The organism is Chromobacterium alkanivorans, assembly GCF_016937655.1.
Lineage (GTDB): Bacteria > Pseudomonadota > Gammaproteobacteria > Burkholderiales > Chromobacteriaceae > Chromobacterium > Chromobacterium alkanivorans.
In genome coordinates this window covers 89,817-107,978 of the sequence record NZ_JAFHKL010000007.1, presented here as the reverse complement: position 1 = coordinate 107,978, position 18,162 = coordinate 89,817, and the positions used below count along the sequence as shown (strand labels likewise).

At 65.0% G+C, this 18,162-nt stretch carries 18 protein-coding genes and 1 riboswitch; of the genes, 10 read left to right on the top strand and 8 right to left on the bottom strand.

Annotated features, from left to right (window positions below; all coding sequences use genetic code 11):
• Positions 1–59: 59 nt before the first annotated feature.
• On the bottom strand, positions 60–761 hold the full coding sequence (locus JW897_RS13695; protein WP_048412857.1) for an MIP/aquaporin family protein: 702 nt from the start codon (positions 759–761) through the stop codon (positions 60–62).
• 85 nt (positions 762–846) lie between these two features.
• Positions 847–2,352 (bottom strand): glycerol kinase GlpK, encoded by a 1,506-nt coding sequence (gene glpK, locus JW897_RS13690; protein ID WP_205466544.1) that lies wholly within the window; start codon positions 2,350–2,352, stop codon positions 847–849.
• Positions 2,353–3,081: 729 nt separating this feature from the next.
• On the opposite strand from glpK, the gene pyk reads away from it, so the two are divergent.
• The 3 genes from pyk (at position 3,082) to JW897_RS13675 (ending at position 6,714) form a co-directional block, all read left to right on the top strand.
• Positions 3,082–4,488, top strand: coding sequence for a pyruvate kinase (pyk, locus tag JW897_RS13685; RefSeq protein ID WP_205466542.1), 1,407 nt, complete (start codon positions 3,082–3,084; stop codon positions 4,486–4,488).
• Positions 4,489–4,601: 113 nt separating this feature from the next.
• Positions 4,602–5,372, top strand: a complete 771-nt coding sequence (locus tag JW897_RS13680; protein WP_048412854.1) for a substrate-binding periplasmic protein — start codon at positions 4,602–4,604, stop codon at positions 5,370–5,372.
• A gap of 130 nt (positions 5,373–5,502) precedes the next feature.
• The gene (locus JW897_RS13675; protein WP_048412853.1) at positions 5,503–6,714 is read left to right on the top strand and encodes a winged helix-turn-helix domain-containing protein; all 1,212 of its coding nucleotides are present in this window, start codon (positions 5,503–5,505) and stop codon (positions 6,712–6,714) included.
• Between the two features lie 3 nt (positions 6,715–6,717).
• Here JW897_RS13675 and JW897_RS13670 read toward each other — a convergent pair whose 3' ends face one another.
• Positions 6,718–7,170 (bottom strand): GNAT family N-acetyltransferase, encoded by a 453-nt coding sequence (locus tag JW897_RS13670; protein ID WP_205466541.1) that lies wholly within the window; start codon positions 7,168–7,170, stop codon positions 6,718–6,720.
• Between the two features lie 160 nt (positions 7,171–7,330).
• Between JW897_RS13670 and JW897_RS13665 the strand changes: the two genes are divergently transcribed.
• The gene (locus JW897_RS13665; protein ID WP_048412922.1) at positions 7,331–7,660 is read left to right on the top strand and encodes a hypothetical protein; all 330 of its coding nucleotides are present in this window, start codon (positions 7,331–7,333) and stop codon (positions 7,658–7,660) included.
• A 109-nt stretch (positions 7,661–7,769) separates the two neighbouring features.
• Positions 7,770–8,339 (top strand): PTS sugar transporter subunit IIA, encoded by a 570-nt coding sequence (locus tag JW897_RS13660; protein WP_053077215.1) that lies wholly within the window; start codon positions 7,770–7,772, stop codon positions 8,337–8,339.
• 173 nt (positions 8,340–8,512) lie between these two features.
• Here the strand turns inward: JW897_RS13660 and JW897_RS13655 are convergent, their stop codons facing one another.
• Together JW897_RS13655 and JW897_RS13650 are read right to left on the bottom strand one after the other, a co-directional pair.
• Positions 8,513–9,037: a hypothetical protein gene (locus JW897_RS13655; RefSeq protein ID WP_205466539.1), complete on the bottom strand. Its 525-nt coding sequence runs from the start codon at positions 9,035–9,037 to the stop codon at positions 8,513–8,515.
• A 611-nt stretch (positions 9,038–9,648) separates the two neighbouring features.
• Positions 9,649–10,413, bottom strand: a complete 765-nt coding sequence (locus tag JW897_RS13650) for an SDR family oxidoreductase (protein ID WP_205466538.1) — start codon at positions 10,411–10,413, stop codon at positions 9,649–9,651.
• A 172-nt stretch (positions 10,414–10,585) separates the two neighbouring features.
• Here JW897_RS13650 and JW897_RS13645 point away from each other — a divergent pair, with 172 nt between their 5' ends.
• On the top strand, positions 10,586–11,497 hold the full coding sequence (locus JW897_RS13645) for a 5'-methylthioadenosine/S-adenosylhomocysteine nucleosidase (RefSeq protein ID WP_205466536.1): 912 nt from the start codon (positions 10,586–10,588) through the stop codon (positions 11,495–11,497).
• Between the two features lie 257 nt (positions 11,498–11,754).
• Here JW897_RS13645 and JW897_RS13640 read toward each other — a convergent pair whose 3' ends face one another.
• A complete protein-coding gene (locus tag JW897_RS13640; protein ID WP_048412849.1) occupies positions 11,755–11,988 on the bottom strand; it encodes a DUF2789 domain-containing protein in 234 nt (77 codons plus the stop codon).
• 115 nt (positions 11,989–12,103) lie between these two features.
• Positions 12,104–13,984, bottom strand: a complete 1,881-nt coding sequence (gene thiC, locus JW897_RS13635; RefSeq protein WP_420837267.1) for a phosphomethylpyrimidine synthase ThiC — start codon at positions 13,982–13,984, stop codon at positions 12,104–12,106.
• 120 nt (positions 13,985–14,104) lie between these two features.
• Positions 14,105–14,255: riboswitch (TPP riboswitch) on the bottom strand.
• 93 nt (positions 14,256–14,348) lie between these two features.
• On the opposite strand from thiC, the gene JW897_RS13630 reads away from it, so the two are divergent.
• From JW897_RS13630 to JW897_RS13615, 4 genes are all read left to right on the top strand, one after another.
• A complete protein-coding gene (locus JW897_RS13630) occupies positions 14,349–15,008 on the top strand; it encodes a protein-L-isoaspartate O-methyltransferase family protein (protein WP_205466533.1) in 660 nt (219 codons plus the stop codon).
• Positions 15,008–15,331: a rhodanese-like domain-containing protein gene (locus tag JW897_RS13625; RefSeq protein WP_048412846.1), complete on the top strand. Its 324-nt coding sequence runs from the start codon at positions 15,008–15,010 to the stop codon at positions 15,329–15,331. Before JW897_RS13630 ends, JW897_RS13625 begins: the two co-directional genes overlap by 1 nt.
• A 115-nt stretch (positions 15,332–15,446) precedes the next feature.
• Entirely contained in the window at positions 15,447–16,169 is a 723-nt protein-coding gene (locus tag JW897_RS13620) for a uracil-DNA glycosylase (RefSeq protein ID WP_205466531.1), read from the top strand.
• Between the two features lie 106 nt (positions 16,170–16,275).
• A complete protein-coding gene (locus JW897_RS13615) occupies positions 16,276–17,595 on the top strand; it encodes a CNNM domain-containing protein (RefSeq protein WP_205466529.1) in 1,320 nt (439 codons plus the stop codon).
• 60 nt (positions 17,596–17,655) lie between these two features.
• On the opposite strand, the gene JW897_RS13610 is transcribed toward JW897_RS13615, so the two are convergent.
• Positions 17,656–18,162: a GNAT family N-acetyltransferase gene (locus JW897_RS13610; protein WP_205466527.1), complete on the bottom strand. Its 507-nt coding sequence runs from the start codon at positions 18,160–18,162 to the stop codon at positions 17,656–17,658.

Below are 18,162 nucleotides of genomic sequence, written 5' to 3'. Positions count from 1 at the left end.
CGGCGGCTAAAGCGCCGCCGCGCGAAAACTGCGGTCGGCTCCAAAGAACCGGCCAGGCATCACAGGGTATAGGCCAGGGCCGCCAGCGCGCCGCCGATCAGCGAGCCCACCACCGGCACCCAGGCGTAGCCCCAGTCGCTGTCGCGTTTGCCGGGAATCGGCAGGATGGCGTGCATGATGCGCGGCGCCAGATCGCGCGCCGGGCTCATCGCGTAGCCGGTGGTGCCGCCCAGCGACACGCCGATGCCCAACACCAGCAGCGCGACAGGCAGCGCGTCGATGGCGCCCAGCGACATCTTGGGCGCCACCATGCTGAGGATGGCGAACACCAGCACGAAGGTGGCGACGATTTCGGACACCAGATTGCCCGGCAGGCTGCGGATGGCCGGGCCGGTGCAGAAGGTGGCCAGCTTGGTGTCGGCGCAATCGGTGCTGTCGAAATGCTTGCGGTAAATCAGCCACATCAGGCCGGCGCCGCTCATGCCGCCCAGCATCTGCGCCAGCACGTAGCCGGGCACTTTGTCCCAAGGAAACTTGCCGGCCACCGCCAGCGCCACCGACACCGCCGGGTTCAGGTGGGCGCCGCTGATCGCCGCCACGCTGAACACGCCGACGAAGACCGCCATCGCCCAGCCGAAGGCGATGACGATGAGGCCGCTATTGTGGCCCTTGGTGTTTTTCAGCAGCACATTGGCCACCACGCCGTTGCCCAGCAGCACCAGCAAGGCGGTGCCGATGAATTCGCCCATTAAAGGATTCATGATCGTTTCTTCCGGATAAGGAGTGCGTCCGCCGCGCCCTGGCGGCGGAGCATATCAGTCGTCGCGTCCAAGACGGACCCTTGCGTCAAGCCTGTTCGTCGTCGGCCCAGACCTTGGCGGCGTTCACCGCGCGCCGCCAGCCCTTGACCTTGCCGGCCACTTGCGCGGCTTCCAGCCGCGGCTTGAAGCGGTGGTCCAACTGCCACTGGCCCTGCACGTCTTCGACGTTCTTCCAGTAGCCGACGGCGAGGCCGGCCAGATAGGCGGCGCCCAGCGCAGTGGTTTCGGTGATCCTTGGGCGCACCACGTCCACGCTCAGGATGTCGGACTGGAACTGCATCAGCAGCTCGTTGATGGTGGCGCCGCCGTCCACGCGCAATTCGGCGATGTCCAGGCCGGCGTCGGCCTCCATCGCCTTGAGCACGTCCATGGTCTGGTAGGCGATGCTGTCCAGCGCCGCGCGGGCGATGTGGGCGGCCTTGGTGCCCAGGGTGGCGCCGACGATGGTGCCGCGCGCGTTGGGGTTCCAGTGTGGCGCGCCCAGGCCGGCGAAGGCCGGCACCAGGTAGACGCCGTCGCTGTCGGCCACTTCCTGCGCCAGCGGCCCCACGTCGGCGGAATGGCGGATGATGCCCAGGCCGTCGCGCAGCCATTTGACCACCGCGCCGCCGATGAAGATGGAGCCTTCCAGCGCGTACTGCACCTTGCCGTCCACCTTCCAGGCGATGGTGGTCAGCAGATTGTTCTTGGATTCGATCGGCGCGTCGCCGGTGTTCAGCATCATGAAGCAGCCGGTGCCGTAGGTGTTCTTCACCATGCCGGGGCGAGTGCATTGCTGGCCGAACAAGGCCGCCTGCTGGTCGCCGGCCACGCCGGCGATCGGGATTTCCACGCCCAGGTGGGTGGCGTGGGTGTGGCCGTAGACTTCGCTGGAGCTTTTCACCTCCGGCAGCATGCTGGCCGGCACGCCCATGATGTCCAGCAGCTCCGCGTCCCATTCCAGGGTGTGGATGTTGTAGAGCATGGTGCGCGAAGCGTTGGACACGTCGGTGACATGCACCTTGCCGTGGGTGAAGTTCCAGATCAGCCAGCTGTCCACGGTGCCGAAGGCCAGCTTGCCGTCGCGGGCGCGTTCGCGCGCGCCCGGCACATTGTCCAGAATCCACTTGATCTTGCTGCCGGAGAAATAAGCGTCCACCAGCAGGCCGGTCTTGGAGCGGATCAACTCGCCCAGGCCGCGCACCTTCAATTCATCGCAGAATTCCGCGGTGCGGCGGTCCTGCCAGACGATGGCGTTGTACACCGGGTGGCCGGTCTCGCGGTCCCACACAATGGTGGTTTCGCGCTGATTGGTGATGCCGATGGCGGCGATGCTGCGGCCGTCGATGCCGGCCTTGGCCACCGCCTCGGCCGCCACGCCCACCTGCCCGCCCCAGATTTCCTGCGGATCGTGTTCCACCCAGCCCGGCTGCGGGTAGATCTGACGGAATTCCTTTTGCGCCAGCGATACGATGTCGCCGCTGCGATTAAACAAAATGGCGCGAGAACTGGTGGTGCCTTGATCCAAGGCCAACACGAATTGATCCTGCATAGGGTTTCTCCTGTTCAGCCGGTGGGCGGCCTAGTGTCTGTTCGTTCGTTGCATGCGGCGGCGGATGCCGGTTCTGGACCGTGCTCCATCGCTCAAGTTATTGATAATGTTTCTTTTTGTACTTATGACGTTCGTTTTATTTTCGAGCCATTCTAGGCCCCGGCCCAAGCTTGTCAATCGTTCTTCGTAAAAAAATCTTAATATCACGACTTTCCACACCGCCCCAATCCATGCTGCAAAGCAATAAAGACAAGGATTTAGCGCCTGTAGCGCCCCACTACAAATGATGCCGTTTCAGCAAGTTATCGAGCAAAAACCCTATGTTGCAGCGCATTGAGCACCAGGATTCTCCACTGACTCTGTGTTGCAACAAAGTTTTTGTCTTTATCTGGAGATAAAATGACAATGCTCTGGTCCCAAGATCCACCCTGGGCTAGCGTTTCGGAGCCCCGTCCCGCTTGCCGCCAAAGAGAGTAAAACGCGCAAAAAACGAACATTCACCTCGGCCGCGTGGCGGGATTCGCACACAGATCGCGCATTTTCCGGCTCTCCGCGCCGCCGGCCTTACGTAGTCAAGCCGCTACAGCCCGACTGTGGCAGCATGACAGACAGTTCCATCAAGCGCGGCGCAGCCTCGATGGAAAGACACACGGATGTGATTGGCAAAACAACACCGCCCATGCCCGGCCGCGCGCGACGCCGCGGCCGGACCGGGCATAAAGGACTGTCATGCTTCGCAATACCAAAATCCTCGCCACGCTGGGCCCGGCGTCCAGCACGCCCGAAATCATCCTGGAACTGGCCCGCTCCGGCGTGAACGTGTTCCGCCTCAATATGAGCCACGGCAATCACGACGACCACCGCGCGCGCCTGGCCTCCATCCGCGCCGCCGAAGCCGCCGTCGGCCGTCCCTTGGGCGTGTTGGTGGACCTGCAAGGACCCAAGCTGCGCATCGGCCAGTTCGCCGTGCCGGCGACAGTGAACACCGGCGATAAATTCGACTTCGTGCTGGACGAAGTGGACGGCGACGCCCAACGCGCCAGCCTGCCGCATCCGGAAGCCTTCGCCGCGCTCAAGCCCGGCCACCGCATCCTAGTCAACGACGGCAAATTGGCGTTTCACGTGGAACAAGTGGAAGAACGCCGCATCGCCACCCGGGTGGAAGTGGGCGGCGAATTGTCCAGCCGCAAGGGCTTCAATCTGCCGCAAACCATCTTGCCGCTGTCAGCCATCACCGATAAGGACAGGCTGGACGCCGAATTCGCGCAGAAGGAAGGCGCGGACTGGCTGGCGCTGTCCTTCGTGCAGACCGCCAACGACGTGCGCGAGCTGCGCGAACTGGTGGGCCAGAAACTGGGCATCGTGGTCAAGATCGAAAAACCGTCGGCGGTGGACGAACTGGACGCCATCACCGAACTGGCCGACGCGGTAATGGTGGCGCGCGGCGATCTGGGCGTGGAGCTGCCGCCGGAAGACGTGCCGGTGGTGCAGCGCCGCATCGTCCACCAGTGCCGCCACCTGGGCCGCCCGGTCATCGTCGCCACCCAGATGCTGGAATCGATGATCACCGCGCCCACCCCCACCCGCGCCGAGGCCAACGACGTGGCCACCGCGGTTTACGAGGGCGCCGACGCGGTGATGCTGTCGGCGGAAACCGCCGCCGGCCAGTTCCCGCTGGAAGCGGTGCGCATCATGGACCGGGTGATCCGCCGCGTGGAAAGCGCGCCGGATTACCGCCGGGTGATGGCGCTGGACTACAGCGCCGCCGACGCGCCGGACCGCGCCGACGCCATCGCCGCCTGCGTGCGCAAAGTGGGTTCGCTGCTGCCGGTCACCGTGTCCGCCGCCTTCACCACCAGCGGCTCCACCTGCCTGCGGCTGGCGCGCGAGCGCCCGCACACCCCCATCCTCGGCATCTCGCCGCGGCTGGACACCGCGCGCCGGCTGACCCTGGTCTGGGGCGTGGTGGCCTACAACGGCCCGGACGCGGAAAACCTGGAAGACATGGTGGTGAAGACCACCTTCGCCGCCACCAAGCTGGGCCTGGCGGAGCAAGGCAAACCGATGGTGATCATCGCCGGGGTGCCGTTCGGCACGCCGGGCACCACCAATCTGCTGCGCATCGTCTACCCTTGAGCGCCGACTAAACGTCAAAACAAACGGAACCCTCGGGTTCCGTTTTTGTTTGCCCGCCGTCGGCCGCGACAGCGGCTATGCTTAGCTGATCAGCACGCACCGGATTCGCCTCGATGACCGCTAGCATCCGCCGCCTCGGCCTGACTTTGCTGCTGCTATGCGCTAGCCTGGCCGCGCCCTGCCGCGGGCAGGAAGCGGAAACCCTGACCGTGGCGGTGGACGCCAACGCGCCGCCGTTCATGTACGGCGAGAACGAGCGGGTCGGCGGCCTGTACCCGCGCCTGGTCAGCGCCGTCTGCGACAAGGCCGGCATCCCCCATGCCTTTCGAGCGCTGACCTGGCGCCGCGCGCTGTTCGAACTGGACCGCAACGCGATGGCGGCGGCCGGCATCTACAAAACCGTCAACCGCGAACAACGCTACGACTTCAGCCTGCCGCTGTACCAGGAGCGCATCGTGGTGGTCTATCTCCGCCAGCGCCCGATCGAATTCCGCGGCCTGGCCGATCTGGACAATAAGCGCGTCGGCGTGATGGCCGGCTGGAGCTACGGCGACGAATTCGACCGCGCCCGCGCCGACAAGCGCTTCATCGCCTACGACGGCGATTCCGACCGCCAGAACCTGCAACTGCTGCAGCGCGGCAATCTGGACGCGGTGCTGGCGATACAGGAAGCGATGGACGCCAGGATGCAAAACGGCGCCTATTCCAACCTGGCGATAGCGCCGGCCATCCTGGCCAGCAAGGCCACTTACCTCGCCATCAACAAAACCTCGCCCCAGCTGCCGCTGCTGCAACGCTTCAACCAGGCCTTGGAGAAAATGCGCCAGGACGGCAGTTATCAACAGCTGGTGAAGCAATTCTTCGCCGGCCAGAGCAAGCCCTGAGAACCGGGCCGGGCCGGGCCGGGCCAGGCCCGCCCTCCCGCTCGCGCGGCGACTGAATCCGCGCGAGCTTCATCCCCGCGCAAAACGGATTTTGTTATAGTCATCCACTTGTCCTACCGATGACCATGCCATGTCCATTTTGCACCTGTCGCCGCAGCAAGCCCGCCATCTGCAACTGGCCGCCCAGGGCCTGTTGAGCCCGCCGCGCCGCAAAGCCGGCAAGGCCGACGTGCTGGCCGCCGTCCGCCGCATGGCGCTGTTGCAGATCGACACCATCCACGTGGTGGCGCGCAGCCCCTATCTGGTGCTGCACAGCCGGCTGGGCTCCTACGACCCGGCCTGGCTGGACCAATTGCTGGCCGAAGGCCGGCTGTTCGAATACTGGGCGCACGAAGCCTGCTTCGTCCCCGCCGAGGACTACGGCCTGCTGCGCCACCGCATGCTGAATCCGGAAGCGATGGGCTGGAAATTCTCGCTGCGCTGGCTGGAACAGCACCGCGCCGACATCGACGCGCTGGTCGAAGGCATCCGCGCCAACGGTCCGGCGCGTTCGGCGGACTTCGAGCGCAAGGACGGCAAGGGCAACGGCTGGTGGGACTGGAAGCCGGAGAAGCGCCACCTGGAAGTGCTGTTCACGCTGGGGCGGCTGATGGTAAAGGAAAGACGCAATTTCCAGCGCGTCTACGACCTGGCGGAGCGGGTGAAGCCCGGCTGGGACGACGCGCGCGACCTGCCCACCGAGGAACAGGCGCAATGGCGGATGCTGCGCAACAGCTGCCGCGCGCTGGGCGTGGTCAAGGCCGGCTGGGTGGCCGATTACTACCGGCTCAAGCGCGGCCGCTACGACGCCATGCTGCACCAGATGGCCGACGCCGGCGAGCTGATTCCGGCCCGCATCGACGGCTGGCAGCACGACGTCTTCGTCGACGCCGGCCTGGCGGAATATTTGCCGCGAGCCGCGGCCGGCGAGCTCAAGGCCAGCGCCACCGCCATCCTGTCGCCGTTCGACCCGCTGGTCTGGGACCGCAAGCGCGCGTCGGAACTGTTCGACTTCGACTACCGCATCGAATGCTATACCCCGGCGCCCAAACGCCAGTACGGCTATTTCGTGCTGCCCATCCTCAACCGCGGCAAGCTGGTGGGCCGGCTGGACGCCAAGGCCCACCGCGCCCAGGGCGTGTTCGAGGTCAAAGCGCTGTACCTCGAACCCGGCGTGCGCCACAGCGCGCGGCTGAGCGCCGACCTCAAGACCGCGCTGCAAAAGCTGGCCGACTGGCACGGCGCGCCGCGGCTGCACGTGGAACGCGCGCCGGGGACGCTGGCGGCCGCGCTGACCGCCTGAAAACTACGTCAGCTGCTTGCGGTACTGGATAAAACCCAGGTTCTCCGCCAACTGATCGTAAAGCCGCCGCGCGGTGGCGTTGGTCTCATGGGTCAGCCAATACACCCGCGAACACTCGCGCTCGCGCGCCCACCGGTACACCCATTCGATCAGTTGCCGCCCGGCGCCCAGGCCGCGGCAATCCTCGGCCACGAACAAATCCTGCAAATAGCAATAATCGCCCAGGGTCCAGCTGCTGGGGTGCAATACGATGTGCACCAGCCCCACCGCCCGCTCGCCGTCCCAGGCCAGCCAGCCGCGCATCGCGTGATCCGGCAGCAGATAGCGCCGCCAGGTCCCCTCGACCGTGGCCTCGTCCATCGTCACTTGGTAAAAACGCTGATAGCCGCGCCATAGCGGCAACCAGGCCTCGTAATCTTCGGCCCGCAACGGGCGGATGGAAAGCGTATCGCTCATGCAGATCTCCAGTGGCGGCGCGCACGCGCCCAATGCGCGCATTGTGGCTCAGCCAAGACAGAGTCATAAGAACCACTTGTCCTTGATGCCAGGAACCACCGCTGGAACTTCGGCCTTCGCCAGCGCTCAATACAGCATTTTCCCCAACGAGGACGTTTACATGCGCGCCACGCTTTTGATCGCCGCCGCTTCCGCCCTGGCTCTGGCCGCTTGCAGCGAGAAGCAAACCAACCAATTGCAGGAATCCGCCTCCAGCGCCATCGGCACGGTTCACAACACGCTGCAGGACAGCAGCGCGCCGCTGGGCCAGCTCAAGGAACAAGCCAGCGCCGCCATCGGCGCGGCCAAACAGGCCGGCGCCGCCGCCGCCGCGCTGAGCCCGGAACTGAAAGAACAAGTGGACAAGCTGAAAGAGCAAGCCTCCGCCGTCAAAGGCGCGCTGCAGGCCCAGGAGAAAAAGGCCGAGCAGCCGCAAACCGAGCAGAAATAAGCCGGCCGCGTTGGCGGCATTTTTATGCCGCCGCGCGCTTTCTTTAGCGGATCTTTAGCCCCCTCTGACTAGGATGAGGTCGCCCCCCTAGCCAAAGGAGAAATCCGCCATGCTGACCCTGCCCGACCTCTGCGGCCCGCAAGACATCCTGCTCAATCAAGCCCTGCCCAATAGAAGCGCGCTGCTGGAATGCGCCGCCTCCCAGCTGGCCCAGCGCCACGCGCTGCACCGCCCGACGCTGGCCGCGGCGCTGCGCGAGCGCGAACAGGCCGGCAGCACCGCGCTCGGCCATGGCCTGGCGCTGCCGCACGCCCGCATCGATGGGCTGGAAGAAGCCCGCGCCTTGCTGCTGCGGCTGCAAACCCCCATCGCCTTCGACGCCCCCGACCAGCAGCCGGTGCACACCGCGCTGGTGCTGCTGTTGCCGCGGCAAAGCCGCGAAGCCCACCTGCATCTGCTGGCCAGCTGCGCGCGCATGTTCGCGGAGCGGCCGTTCCGCCAGGCGCTGGAACGCTGCCACAGCGCCCAGGCGCTCTACCACCTGCTGTGCGACTGGGCCGATCCCGAAGAGCTGAACGACCCGCACTTCCTGCTGGACAGCAACCGCTACTTCATGGACAGCGAAGCCAGCCTGCGGCCGGATTACACGGTGAAACGCAAGGTGGTGGCGCGCTTCTGAAGAACGTGTTTACGATCTCGAGAGCTAAGGCGAAAACGGCTGAGGAAGCGGAGTTTACAAGTAGTAAATGAACATTCCGAAGCCGCATTCACCGTGCCACGTCTCACGACGCGCAGCAGATCGTAAACCGGTTCCAACAGCCAGCCCCACCGGGCTGGCTGCCCCTCCTCAGCTTAGCTCCTCTTCTTCCGCCGTGGCTTCCGCTGCAAGGTGTCCAACTCGTCCAGGCTGAGGTGGAAGCGTTGCACCGCCTCCACGTGTTGCGCCAGATCGACCTGTTGCACACCCAGGTTCAACAGCAACTCCAGATAATTGAAGAAGCTTTTGCACATGCTGCGGCGGTGGCCGCGGTCGCGGAAATCCATATCGCTGGCGATGCGGAACAACAGTCCGCGCGCCGAGTGCTGGCGATTGAGCTTCAGCATCTGCGCCAGGTGGGCGGCGTACTGCCGGCCCAAGGCGCAGGCCTCGAATTCATCCTTGGCTTCGGCTGGCTGCCAGTAATGCGGATAAGTGCGGCCTGCGATGCGGCGGATAAAGGGCAGGCTGAGGTCTTTGGCGTGGGGGCCGGCAAAGCGGTAGCGCGAGCGCGGACCTAGCGGCGGGAGTGAGGATACGGAATCCAGACGGATGTCTTGAGTTTCAGCTGGGGGTGGAGAGAGTTCGATGCCTAGCACCGGACGGACAAGCTTTACCATTTGCAACCTCCTGAGCAGAAGGGCCCAGCCGCAAAGCGGCAGGGCGGGCACATGACAAGAGTTGGTCTACCGGTGAGTTCTTACGAAAGCCGGCGCGCCCATCAGGGCGCCACTTGCCATGGCCCGCCCGGATAGGCAAAGCAATGGCAACGGATACGCTGTGGAAACAGCGCATCCGCGGTAAGAACTCATAATCGGGAGACCAATCCCGAGCGCCGCGATTGCTGCGGCGCGGGGGCTATTGTTGGGGAGCAGCGGGAGAGCGTCAAGCCGGCGACATCCGGCGGGATGGGAATAGCCGCGCCTAGGGTGCTGCGCGCCGCGAATGGGCCGGCTCTAAGAACCTGTTTACGATCTGCTGCGCGTCGTGGAGCGTTACACGGTGAGTACAGCTTCGAAATGCTCATGTACCGCTTGACCATTCCGCTTTCTCAGCCGCAACGCCTTGTCTCGCCTTAGCTCGCGAGATCGTAAACACGTTCTAAACCATCATCCGTATAGCGGATTCAATGTCTTTGGCAACAAACTTCTCCAAAAACATCGCCAAAAGCGCCAAAAAAGCGGTTAAACATTGACTTCGCGTCGTTAAGCGAGGCTTGAAGCGGCGCGAATCACAGCTTGCTGATCGACACCCCGCCATCCACCATCAATGCAGTGCCAGTGACGAAACTGGACGCGTCCGATGCCAGGAACAAGGCCGCGCGCGCAATCTCTTCCGGCGCCGCCATGCGCTTGAGCGCGTGCAAGCCGGCCACCATCTCGCGCTGTTCCGCCGTCGCCGCCGCCGCGCGGCCCATCTCGGTGTCGGTGCCGCCCGGCAGCAAAGCGTTGACGCGCAAACCCTGAGCGCCGTATTCCGCCGCCAAGGTGCGCGCCAGGCCCACCAGCCCCGCCTTGCTGGCCGCGTAAGCGGCCATGCCGGGGAAACCGATGGCGTAGCCGACGAAGGACGAGGTGAAGATCATCGAACCGCCGCCGCTGCGCAGCAAGGCCGGCAGCTGATGCTTGGCGCACAGGAAGGCGCTGCTCAAATTGCTGTCCAGCGTCGCGCGCCAGCCGTCCAGCGACACCTGATCCAGGCTGCCCAAGGCGCCCAGACTGCCGGCGTTATTGAAGGCGATGTCCAGGCCGCCGAATCTATCCAGCGCCAGTTCCACCGCCTCCCGCGCGCAATCCTCCGAGGTGAGATCGCCGGCCAAGGCCGCGGCCTGGCCGCCGTCGGCGACGATTTCCGACACCAGCCGGTCCAGCTTGGCCGCGCGCCGCGCCACCAACACCACGCGCGCGCCTTCGCGCGCAAACAGCTTGGCCGCCGCCAGGCCGATGCCGGAGCTGGCGCCGGTGACGATGGCGGTTTTATTGATCAATGCGCTCATGGGGGTTTCTCCTGACAGTGAATGAGTCCTGCGCCGGTCTTCGGCGCGGCAATGGCTTCAGTCTCAGCCCATTCCACCCGTTTGGCATTCCGATTCTTGCTGACTTGAAACGCGGTTTCGGCGCGAAAACCGTTTATCATGGCGCGACTCCATTTCCATCCGGATTTTCACCATGAAAGCATTCAAGATTCGATCTGTTTGCGCGCTGCTGGCGCTGAGCGCCGCCGTCCACGCCGCTCCCGTTCTCGACGCGGCGCCGCGCACCGCCGTGGTGTCGGCGTTTGGTCCGGAGGAAACCCTGCTGCTGAGCCAGGCCGCCGACAAACGCGAATACCGCGTCAACGGCGTGCGCTTCACCACCGCGCAACTGGAGGGCCAGCCGGTGCTGCTGTTCATGAGCGGGGTCAGCATGAGCAATGCGGCGATGAACGCCCAGCTGGCGCTGGACCGCTTCAATGTGAGCCGCATCGTGTTCAGCGGCATCGCCGGCGGCGTGGACGACCGGCTGCGCATTGGCGACGTGGCGGTGCCGCGGCGCTGGGGCAATTACGCCGAAGCGATCTACGCGCGCGAAACCGCGCCCGGCCGCTACGCGCCGCCGCCTTACGCGGACCCGGCCGCGCGTCCCAACTACGGCATGATCCACCCGCGCGACGTCAAGCTGGCCACCGCCGACGGCGGCAGCGAAACCCGCTTCTGGTTTGACGTGGACCCGGAATTACTGCGCTTGGCCAAGGGCTTGCCGGCCGACACCCTGCGCGGCTGCGACGCCGCCCAGCGCTGCCTGCCCGCGCCGCCGCGCATCGTCGCCGGCGGCAACGGCCTGTCCGGCCCCATCTTCATGGACAACGCCGGCTACCGCGATTATCTGGCCAAGACTTACCAGGCCCAGGTGGTGGATATGGAAACCGCGGCGGTGGCCCAGGTGGCTCACGCCAACCGCGTGCCCTTCATCGCCTTCCGCAGCCTGTCGGATCTGGCCGGCGGCAGCGAACACGCCAATGAAATGGACACCTTCATGCAGATCGCCGCCGACAACGCCGCCAATACGGTGAGGGGGTTGTTGCGGTCGTTAAATCACTAAGAACGTGTTTACGATCTCGCGAGCAAGAGCGAGACAAGGCGAAAACGGCTGAAAAATCGGAATGTACATACGGTACATGAGTATTTCGAAGGCGTACTCATCGTGTAACGCTCCACGCAGCGCAGCAGATCGTAAACAGGTTCTAAGAGCCGCTAACAAAGCCACGCAGCGCACCTGAGCCAAGGCGCGCCGACGCAGGCAGTACCCGTAGTACGACAAGGAGGCGCAACGCAGGATCAGGGGTGTTGTTAGCGGGTCTAAGCCACCTGCAACAACACCGCCAGCTCATCCACCTCCTCGCTCCAGTCCGCATCCTCGGCCAAAGCCTGGCGCAGGAAATCCGCCTGCGCCGGCGTCCAGAACGGCGCGTCCGCCAGCACGGCGTTGCGCGGCAGCGGATGGCTGGCGATGAAGGCGCGGATGGCGGCGGGCTCGTCGGCCAGGCCCAACTGGCGGAACAGCCCGGACAGGGAATGTTCGCTGGTGTCCATGGCGCTTCTCCTATGAGGGGATGTCTGATGATAGACCCGAATCGGCCACGCCGCCGCTAGCCCTTGCGTCATGAAAAACGGCGGCCATGGCCGCCGTTGGATCATCCGTTCACGCTCACACCTTGTCGTAGAGCTTGGAGCCGCCCTTCAGGAACTCCACCGACTTGACCTCCATTCCCCGCCGCAGCGCGTCCTGATCGCTGAGGCCCTGCTTGGCCGCGTATTCGCGCACGTCCTGAGTGATCTTCATGCTGCAGAAATGCGGGCCGCACATGCTGCAGAAATGCGCGACCTTGGCGCTGTCCTTGGGCAGGGTTTCGTCGTGGAAGGCGCGCGCCTTGTCCGGATCCAGGCCCAGATTGAACTGGTCTTCCCAGCGGAATTCGAAACGCGCCTTGGACAGCGCGTTGTCGCGGATCTGCGCGCCGGGATGGCCCTTGGCCAGGTCGGCCGCGTGGGCGGCCAGCTTGTAGGTGATGATGCCTTCCTTGACGTCGTTCTTGTCCGGCAGGCCCAGGTGCTCCTTCTGGGTCACGTAGCACAGCATGGCGGTGCCGTACCAGCCTATCTGCGCCGCGCCTATCGCCGAGGTGATGTGGTCGTAGCCGGGCGCGATGTCGGTGGTCAGCGGCCCCAGGGTGTAGAACGGCGCTTCGTGGCACCACTCCAGCTCCTTGTCCATATTCTCCTTGATCAACTGCATCGGCACATGGCCGGGGCCTTCTATCATCACCTGCACATCGTGCTTCCAGGCGATGGCGGTCAGCTCGCCCAGGGTCTTCAATTCCGACAGCTGCGCCTCGTCGTTGGCGTCCCAGACGCTGCCCGGCCGCAGGCCGTCGCCCAGGCTGAAGGCCACGTCGTAGGCCTTCATGATCTCGCAGATGTCCTCGAAATGGGTGTAGAGGAAGTTCTCGCGATGATGGGCCAGACACCATTTGGCCATGATGGAGCCGCCGCGCGACACGATGCCGGTCATGCGGCCGGCGGTCATCGGCACATAGCGCAGCAATACGCCGGCGTGGATGGTGAAGTAATCGACGCCCTGCTCCGCCTGCTCGATCAAGGTATCGCGGAAGATCTCCCAGTTCAGGTCTTCGGCCTTGCCGCCCACTTTCTCCAGCGCCTGGTAAATCGGCACCGTGCCGATGGGCACCGGCGAATTGCGGATGATCCATTCCCGGGTTTCATGAATGTTCTTGCCGGTGGACAGGTCCATGATGGTGTCCGCGCCCCAGCGTATGCCCCAGGTCATCTTGTCCACTTCTTCGCTGATCGAAGACGTTACCGCGCTATTGCCGATATTGCCGTTGATTTTGACCAGGAAATTGCGGCCTATGATCATGGGCTCGGATTCGGGGTGATTGATGTTGGCCGGCAGGATGGCGCGGCCGGCGGCGATCTCGGCGCGCACGAACTCCGGCGTGATCTCCTCCGGCAGCGCCGCGCCGTAGGCCTGGCCCGGATGCTGGCGCGCCATCAACTCCACCAGCCGGCTGTTCTTGCCGCCGGCCGCGCGCAGCGAGTCCAGGTATTCGCGGCGCCGCAGGTTCTCGCGGATGGCGACGAACTCCATTTCCGGCGTGACGATGCCGCGGCGCGCGTAATGCATCTGGCTGACATTGCGGCCCGGCAGCGCCCGGCGCGGCTGACGCGTCAGGTTGAAGCGCAGCTCGGCCAGCTTGGGGTCGGCCTCGCGGGCGCGGCCGTATTCGCTGGACAGGCCGGCAAGCCGCTCACAGTCGCCGCGCTCGGCGATCCAGTCGGCGCGCAGCGGCGCCAGGCCGCTCTGGATGTCGATGCGCGCGTCCGGATCGGTGTACGGGCCGCTGGTGTCGTAGACGGTGATGGGCGGGTTGGCCTCGCCGCCGAACTGGGTGGGCGTGTCGTTCTGGCTGATCTCGCGCATCGGCACGCGGATGTCCGGCCGGCTGCCGACGACGTGGATCTTGCGGGAATTGGGCAAGGGCTGAATGGCGGCGGTATCCACCACCATGGAAGGTTTGGGCGTTGCGGGCGCGTTCATCGGGCGATTCTCCAATAGTCGATGAATGGCGCAAGGAGCGAGCCGCCGGATAGGCGGGCTGCGGACGATCCAGCGTCGATAAAACCGGACCTACAGCAAGTTGCGCTTCCCTACGCCGGTATTATCCGGGTCAGGTTCCAAGGGTGTTTCTCACCAGCGCAACAATCTTTAACGATTATCCTATCCTTTCAAGGATATGGATCATCTTGTCGACCGTCGCGCAGGACCCCTAGCGATGCTGTGAAGGTACGGCAAATGTGGGATAATCGCAAGTTATCGCCATGACACGCCGCCGCGTTTTTCCTGCGGCGGCAAGCCCCTCCGGAGTGAGCTGATGGATTTTGAGAATGCCCGTTTCAACATGGTCGAGCAGCAGATTCGTCCGTGGGACGTACTTGACACTAACGTGCTGGACCTGCTGTTTCACGTGAAACGCGAACAGTTCGTCGCCGCCGACAAACGCAGCCTGGCCTTTGTCGACACCGAACTGCCGCTGCCCAACGGCAGCTTCATGCTGCAGCCCAAAATGGAAGCGCGCCTGGTTCAGGACGCCGCCGTCCAGGCCCAGGACAAGATCCTGGAAATCGGCACCGGCAGCGGCTACCTGACCGCCTTGCTGGCCAAGATGGGCCAACACGTCTACAGCGTGGAAATCGACCCCGCCCAGCGCGAAACCGCGGCCGCCAACCTGAAGCAGGCCGGCATCGCCAACGTGACCCTGGTGGAAGGCGACGGCGTGCTGGGCCTGCCGCAGCAAGCGCCGTTCGACGTGATCGTGGTTGGCGGTTCGCTGCCGGTGGTGCCGCAGGAACTGAAAGACCAGCTGGCCGTCGGCGGCCGCCTGATCATGGTGGCGGGCGATCTGCCGGTGATGACCTGCAAGCTGATCAAGCGCGAAACCGAAGCCAGCTTCAGCGAAACCGGCCTGTTCGAAACCTGTATCGCCCGCCTGGCCAAGGCGGAAGCGGTGGAACCGGAACGCTTCGCGTTTTGATGGTCCAGGAAATCCGCGCCCGCGATCTGGCGGCGGCGCTGGCCGACACCGCCGCCGAGGCTCCGCTGCTGCTGGACGTGCGCGAAGCGTGGGAAGTGCAGCTGTGCATGATTCCCGGCTCGCTGCACATCCCGATGAATCTGATCCCGCTGCGCATGAGCGAGCTGCCGGACGCGCCCATCGTGGTGATCTGCCACCATGGCGTGCGCAGCGCGCACGTGGCGCGCTTCCTGCTGGACGCCGGCTTCGAACAGGTGCTGAGCCTGGCCGGCGGCGTGGAGGCTTGGGCCGCGGAAGTGGATCCGCAAATGGCGCGCTACTGAGCCCACCGCCATGCGTCGTCGTCGCCAGCCGTTCCCGCGGGAACGGCTTTTTCATGGAACGAAACCGGCCCGCCGGATTCCAATTCCCTCACGATAGCTAGAACCCGAATCTTCCATGCAAGCATTGTCTTACCTGTCTCCCGCCCTGGCCCGCGTTCATCCCGCCTGGGAGCAAGTGTTGTCAACGCCGGCCATTCAACAGCAATTGGCCGGCATCGACCGGGAACTGCAAGCCCAGCAAACGCAGGGCAAAACTCTGTTCCCGCCGGCGCCGCTGACCTTCAACGCGCTGACCTTCGCCGCGCCGGCCGATGTGCGCGTGGTGATCCTGGGGCAAGACCCCTACCACGGCGACGGCGAGGCGATGGGCTTGTCTTTCTCGGTGCCGCCCGGCGTGCGGGTGCCGCCCAGCCTGCGCAATCTGTACAAGGAACTGGCGGCGGACCTGGGCTGCGGCGTGCCCAATAGCGGCGACCTGACCCACTGGGCGCAGCAAGGCGTGCTGCTGCTCAACAGCGTGTTCACCGTGGAGCGGGACAAGGCCGGCAGCCACGCCAAACTGGGCTGGCAAATGGTCAGCGACGCGCTGATCGACGCCGTCAACGCGCAAAGCGCCGGCTGCGTGTTCCTGCTGTGGGGCAACTGGGCCAAGACCAAGGCCGAACGCATCGACACCAGCCGCCATCTGGTGCTGGACGCCGCCCATCCGTCGCCGCTGTCCGCCAGCCGCGGCTTCCACGGCTGCCGTCATTTTTCGCAAGTCAACGCCTGGCTGCTGTCGCGCGGCCGCGGCGCCGTGCAGTGGGGCGCTCCGGCGCCGCAGAACAGCCTGTTTTAAAGCAGCCCGGCGGCCCCCCTATGCCGCCGCCCTGCCCGTTTGACTCTTTTCCGCCGCGCCGGCATGGCCTAAGCTAGGGCTCCCGCTCCTATCCCGTGTTAGCGCCGTGGAAATTCTCGTCCTGCTGTGCCTGATCCTGCTCAATGGCCTGTTCGCCATGGCGGAAATCGCCATCGTCTCCTCTCGCAAAGTCCGGCTGTTGCAACGCGCGGACGACGGCCAGCGCGGCGCCCAGGCCGCGCTGAAGCTGGCCAACGATCCCAGCCGCTTCCTGTCCACGGTGCAGATAGGCATCACTTCGATCAGCATCCTGTCCGGCGTTTACGGCGAGGCGGCGCTGTCCGAACAGCTGCGTTGGCTGCTGCAGGATCTCCCGCTGCTGGCGCCGTACAGCAAGCCGCTGTCGGTGGCGCTGATGGTGTTCATCATCACCCTGCTGTCGCTGATTTTCGGCGAACTGGTGCCCAAGCGGCTGGCGCTGCTGAACCCGGAGGCGGTGGCCACCGCGCTGGCGCGACCCATGCTGCTGCTGTCGCGGCTCAGCGCGCCGCTGGTCCAGGCCTTGAGCCGCAGCACCGACGCCCTGCTGCGGCTGTTGGGCGCCAAGAAGAGCAGCGATCCGTCCATCACCGAGGAGGAAATCCGGGTGCTGATGGAACAAGGCGCGGACGAAGGGGTGTTCGACCGCGCCGAACAGGAGCTGGTGACCAATATCTTCCGGCTGGACAACCGCAAGGTGGCGGCGGCGATGACGCCGCGCAAGGACATCGTGGCGCTGGATCTGGACGATGCGCCCGAAGTGAACCACCGCCTGCTGCAAAGCCACCATTTCAACCACTTCCCGGTCTGCCGCGGCGGCGTCGAGCAAATCGTCGGCGTGCTGCACGCCAAACGGGTGCTGGACCGCGTGCTGGCCGGGCAGCGGCCCGACGTCGCCGCGGAACTGTCCCAGCCGCTCTACGTGCCCGCCAAGATCACCCTGATGCAGTTGCTGGAGCAGTTCAAGCAGACCCGCCATCACATGGCCCTGGTGGTGGACGAATACGGCGAGCTGGAAGGCCTGGTGACGATGAACGACGTTCTTGAAGCCATCGTCGGCGACATGCCGGCCATCAGCGCTGAAAACGACGACATCGCCCAGCGTGAGGACGGCAGCTGGCTGATAGACGGCATGCTGTCGCTGGACCGCTTCAAGGAGTGCTTCGACATTGCCGAGACGCTGCCCGGAGAAGCCGGCGGCAACATCCACACCCTGGGCGGCATGGTGATGTTCCAGCTGGGCCGGGTACCCAGCGTCACCGACCGTTTCGACTGGAACGGCTTCAGCTTCGAAGTGGTGGACATGGACAAAACCCGGGTCGATAAGATCCTGGTGACCCGGCTGCCGACCCCGCCGGCGGCCTTGCCGGCCGACGACGGCATCTAAGAACCGCTAACAACACCTCGCAAAGAAGCTGAGCCAAGGCGAAAACGGCTAAACCCCCGCTCACCCCACCCGTCGTCCGCACACCGTGCTGCGGCGGCTGCCGCCGGCGCGGCGTTCCGGATCGTCGAAGCTGGCCAGCTCGGCGAAACCCGCCTTGCGCATCATGCCGCCGGACGCGGCGTTTTCCTCATGGCGGTCCGCCACCACCCAATACGCGCCGCGCGCCGCCAGATCGTCGCAGGCCTGTTGCAACAGCAAGCTGCCCAGGCCCTGCCCGGCCTGATCGCGCCGTACCACCGCCTCCATGATGTAACCGGCTTGCTCCGTCGCGACGCCGGCCGGCCGATGCAGGGGAAACGCGTCGTGCAGCCGGTACAGGATGGCGGCGCCCAGCAGGCCGTCGCGCTCGAACAAGGCCGCCCAGGCCTCTCCCTCCGCCACCTGGCGCAAGCTATGCTCCACGCCGTCTTCCGGCAGCCAGTTCCACGGATTGGGCCCATGCTCCATGATCAGTGCCCGCAACGCGTCCACATCCCCCGCTCCGGCCAAACGATATTGCCAACTCAT

Excerpts from the sequence above, each read along its gene's own strand:
- JW897_RS13640 (WP_048412849.1), bottom strand. The coding sequence starts at position 11,988 with ATGGACACCAGCGAACATTCCCTGTCCGGGCTGTTCCGCCAGTTGGGC.
- JW897_RS13695 (WP_048412857.1), bottom strand. The coding sequence starts at position 761 with ATGAATCCTTTAATGGGCGAATTCATCGGCACCGCCTTGCTGGTGCTG.
- JW897_RS13660 (WP_053077215.1), top strand. The coding sequence starts at position 7,770 with ATGCTGACCCTGCCCGACCTCTGCGGCCCGCAAGACATCCTGCTCAAT.
- JW897_RS13670 (WP_205466541.1), bottom strand. The coding sequence starts at position 7,170 with ATGAGCGATACGCTTTCCATCCGCCCGTTGCGGGCCGAAGATTACGAG.
- glpK (WP_205466544.1), bottom strand. The coding sequence starts at position 2,352 with ATGCAGGATCAATTCGTGTTGGCCTTGGATCAAGGCACCACCAGTTCT.
- JW897_RS13650 (WP_205466538.1), bottom strand. The coding sequence starts at position 10,413 with ATGAGCGCATTGATCAATAAAACCGCCATCGTCACCGGCGCCAGCTCC.
- thiC (WP_420837267.1), bottom strand. The coding sequence starts at position 13,984 with ATGGTGGTGGATACCGCCGCCATTCAGCCCTTGCCCAATTCCCGCAAG.
- JW897_RS13665 (WP_048412922.1), top strand. The coding sequence starts at position 7,331 with ATGCGCGCCACGCTTTTGATCGCCGCCGCTTCCGCCCTGGCTCTGGCC.
- JW897_RS13645 (WP_205466536.1), top strand. The coding sequence starts at position 10,586 with ATGAAAGCATTCAAGATTCGATCTGTTTGCGCGCTGCTGGCGCTGAGC.
- JW897_RS13610 (WP_205466527.1), bottom strand. The coding sequence starts at position 18,162 with ATGAGTTGGCAATATCGTTTGGCCGGAGCGGGGGATGTGGACGCGTTG.
- JW897_RS13620 (WP_205466531.1), top strand. The coding sequence starts at position 15,447 with ATGCAAGCATTGTCTTACCTGTCTCCCGCCCTGGCCCGCGTTCATCCC.
- JW897_RS13625 (WP_048412846.1), top strand. The coding sequence starts at position 15,008 with ATGGTCCAGGAAATCCGCGCCCGCGATCTGGCGGCGGCGCTGGCCGAC.
- JW897_RS13680 (WP_048412854.1), top strand. The coding sequence starts at position 4,602 with ATGACCGCTAGCATCCGCCGCCTCGGCCTGACTTTGCTGCTGCTATGC.
- pyk (WP_205466542.1), top strand. The coding sequence starts at position 3,082 with ATGCTTCGCAATACCAAAATCCTCGCCACGCTGGGCCCGGCGTCCAGC.
- JW897_RS13630 (WP_205466533.1), top strand. The coding sequence starts at position 14,349 with ATGGATTTTGAGAATGCCCGTTTCAACATGGTCGAGCAGCAGATTCGT.
- JW897_RS13655 (WP_205466539.1), bottom strand. The coding sequence starts at position 9,037 with ATGGTAAAGCTTGTCCGTCCGGTGCTAGGCATCGAACTCTCTCCACCC.
- JW897_RS13675 (WP_048412853.1), top strand. The coding sequence starts at position 5,503 with ATGTCCATTTTGCACCTGTCGCCGCAGCAAGCCCGCCATCTGCAACTG.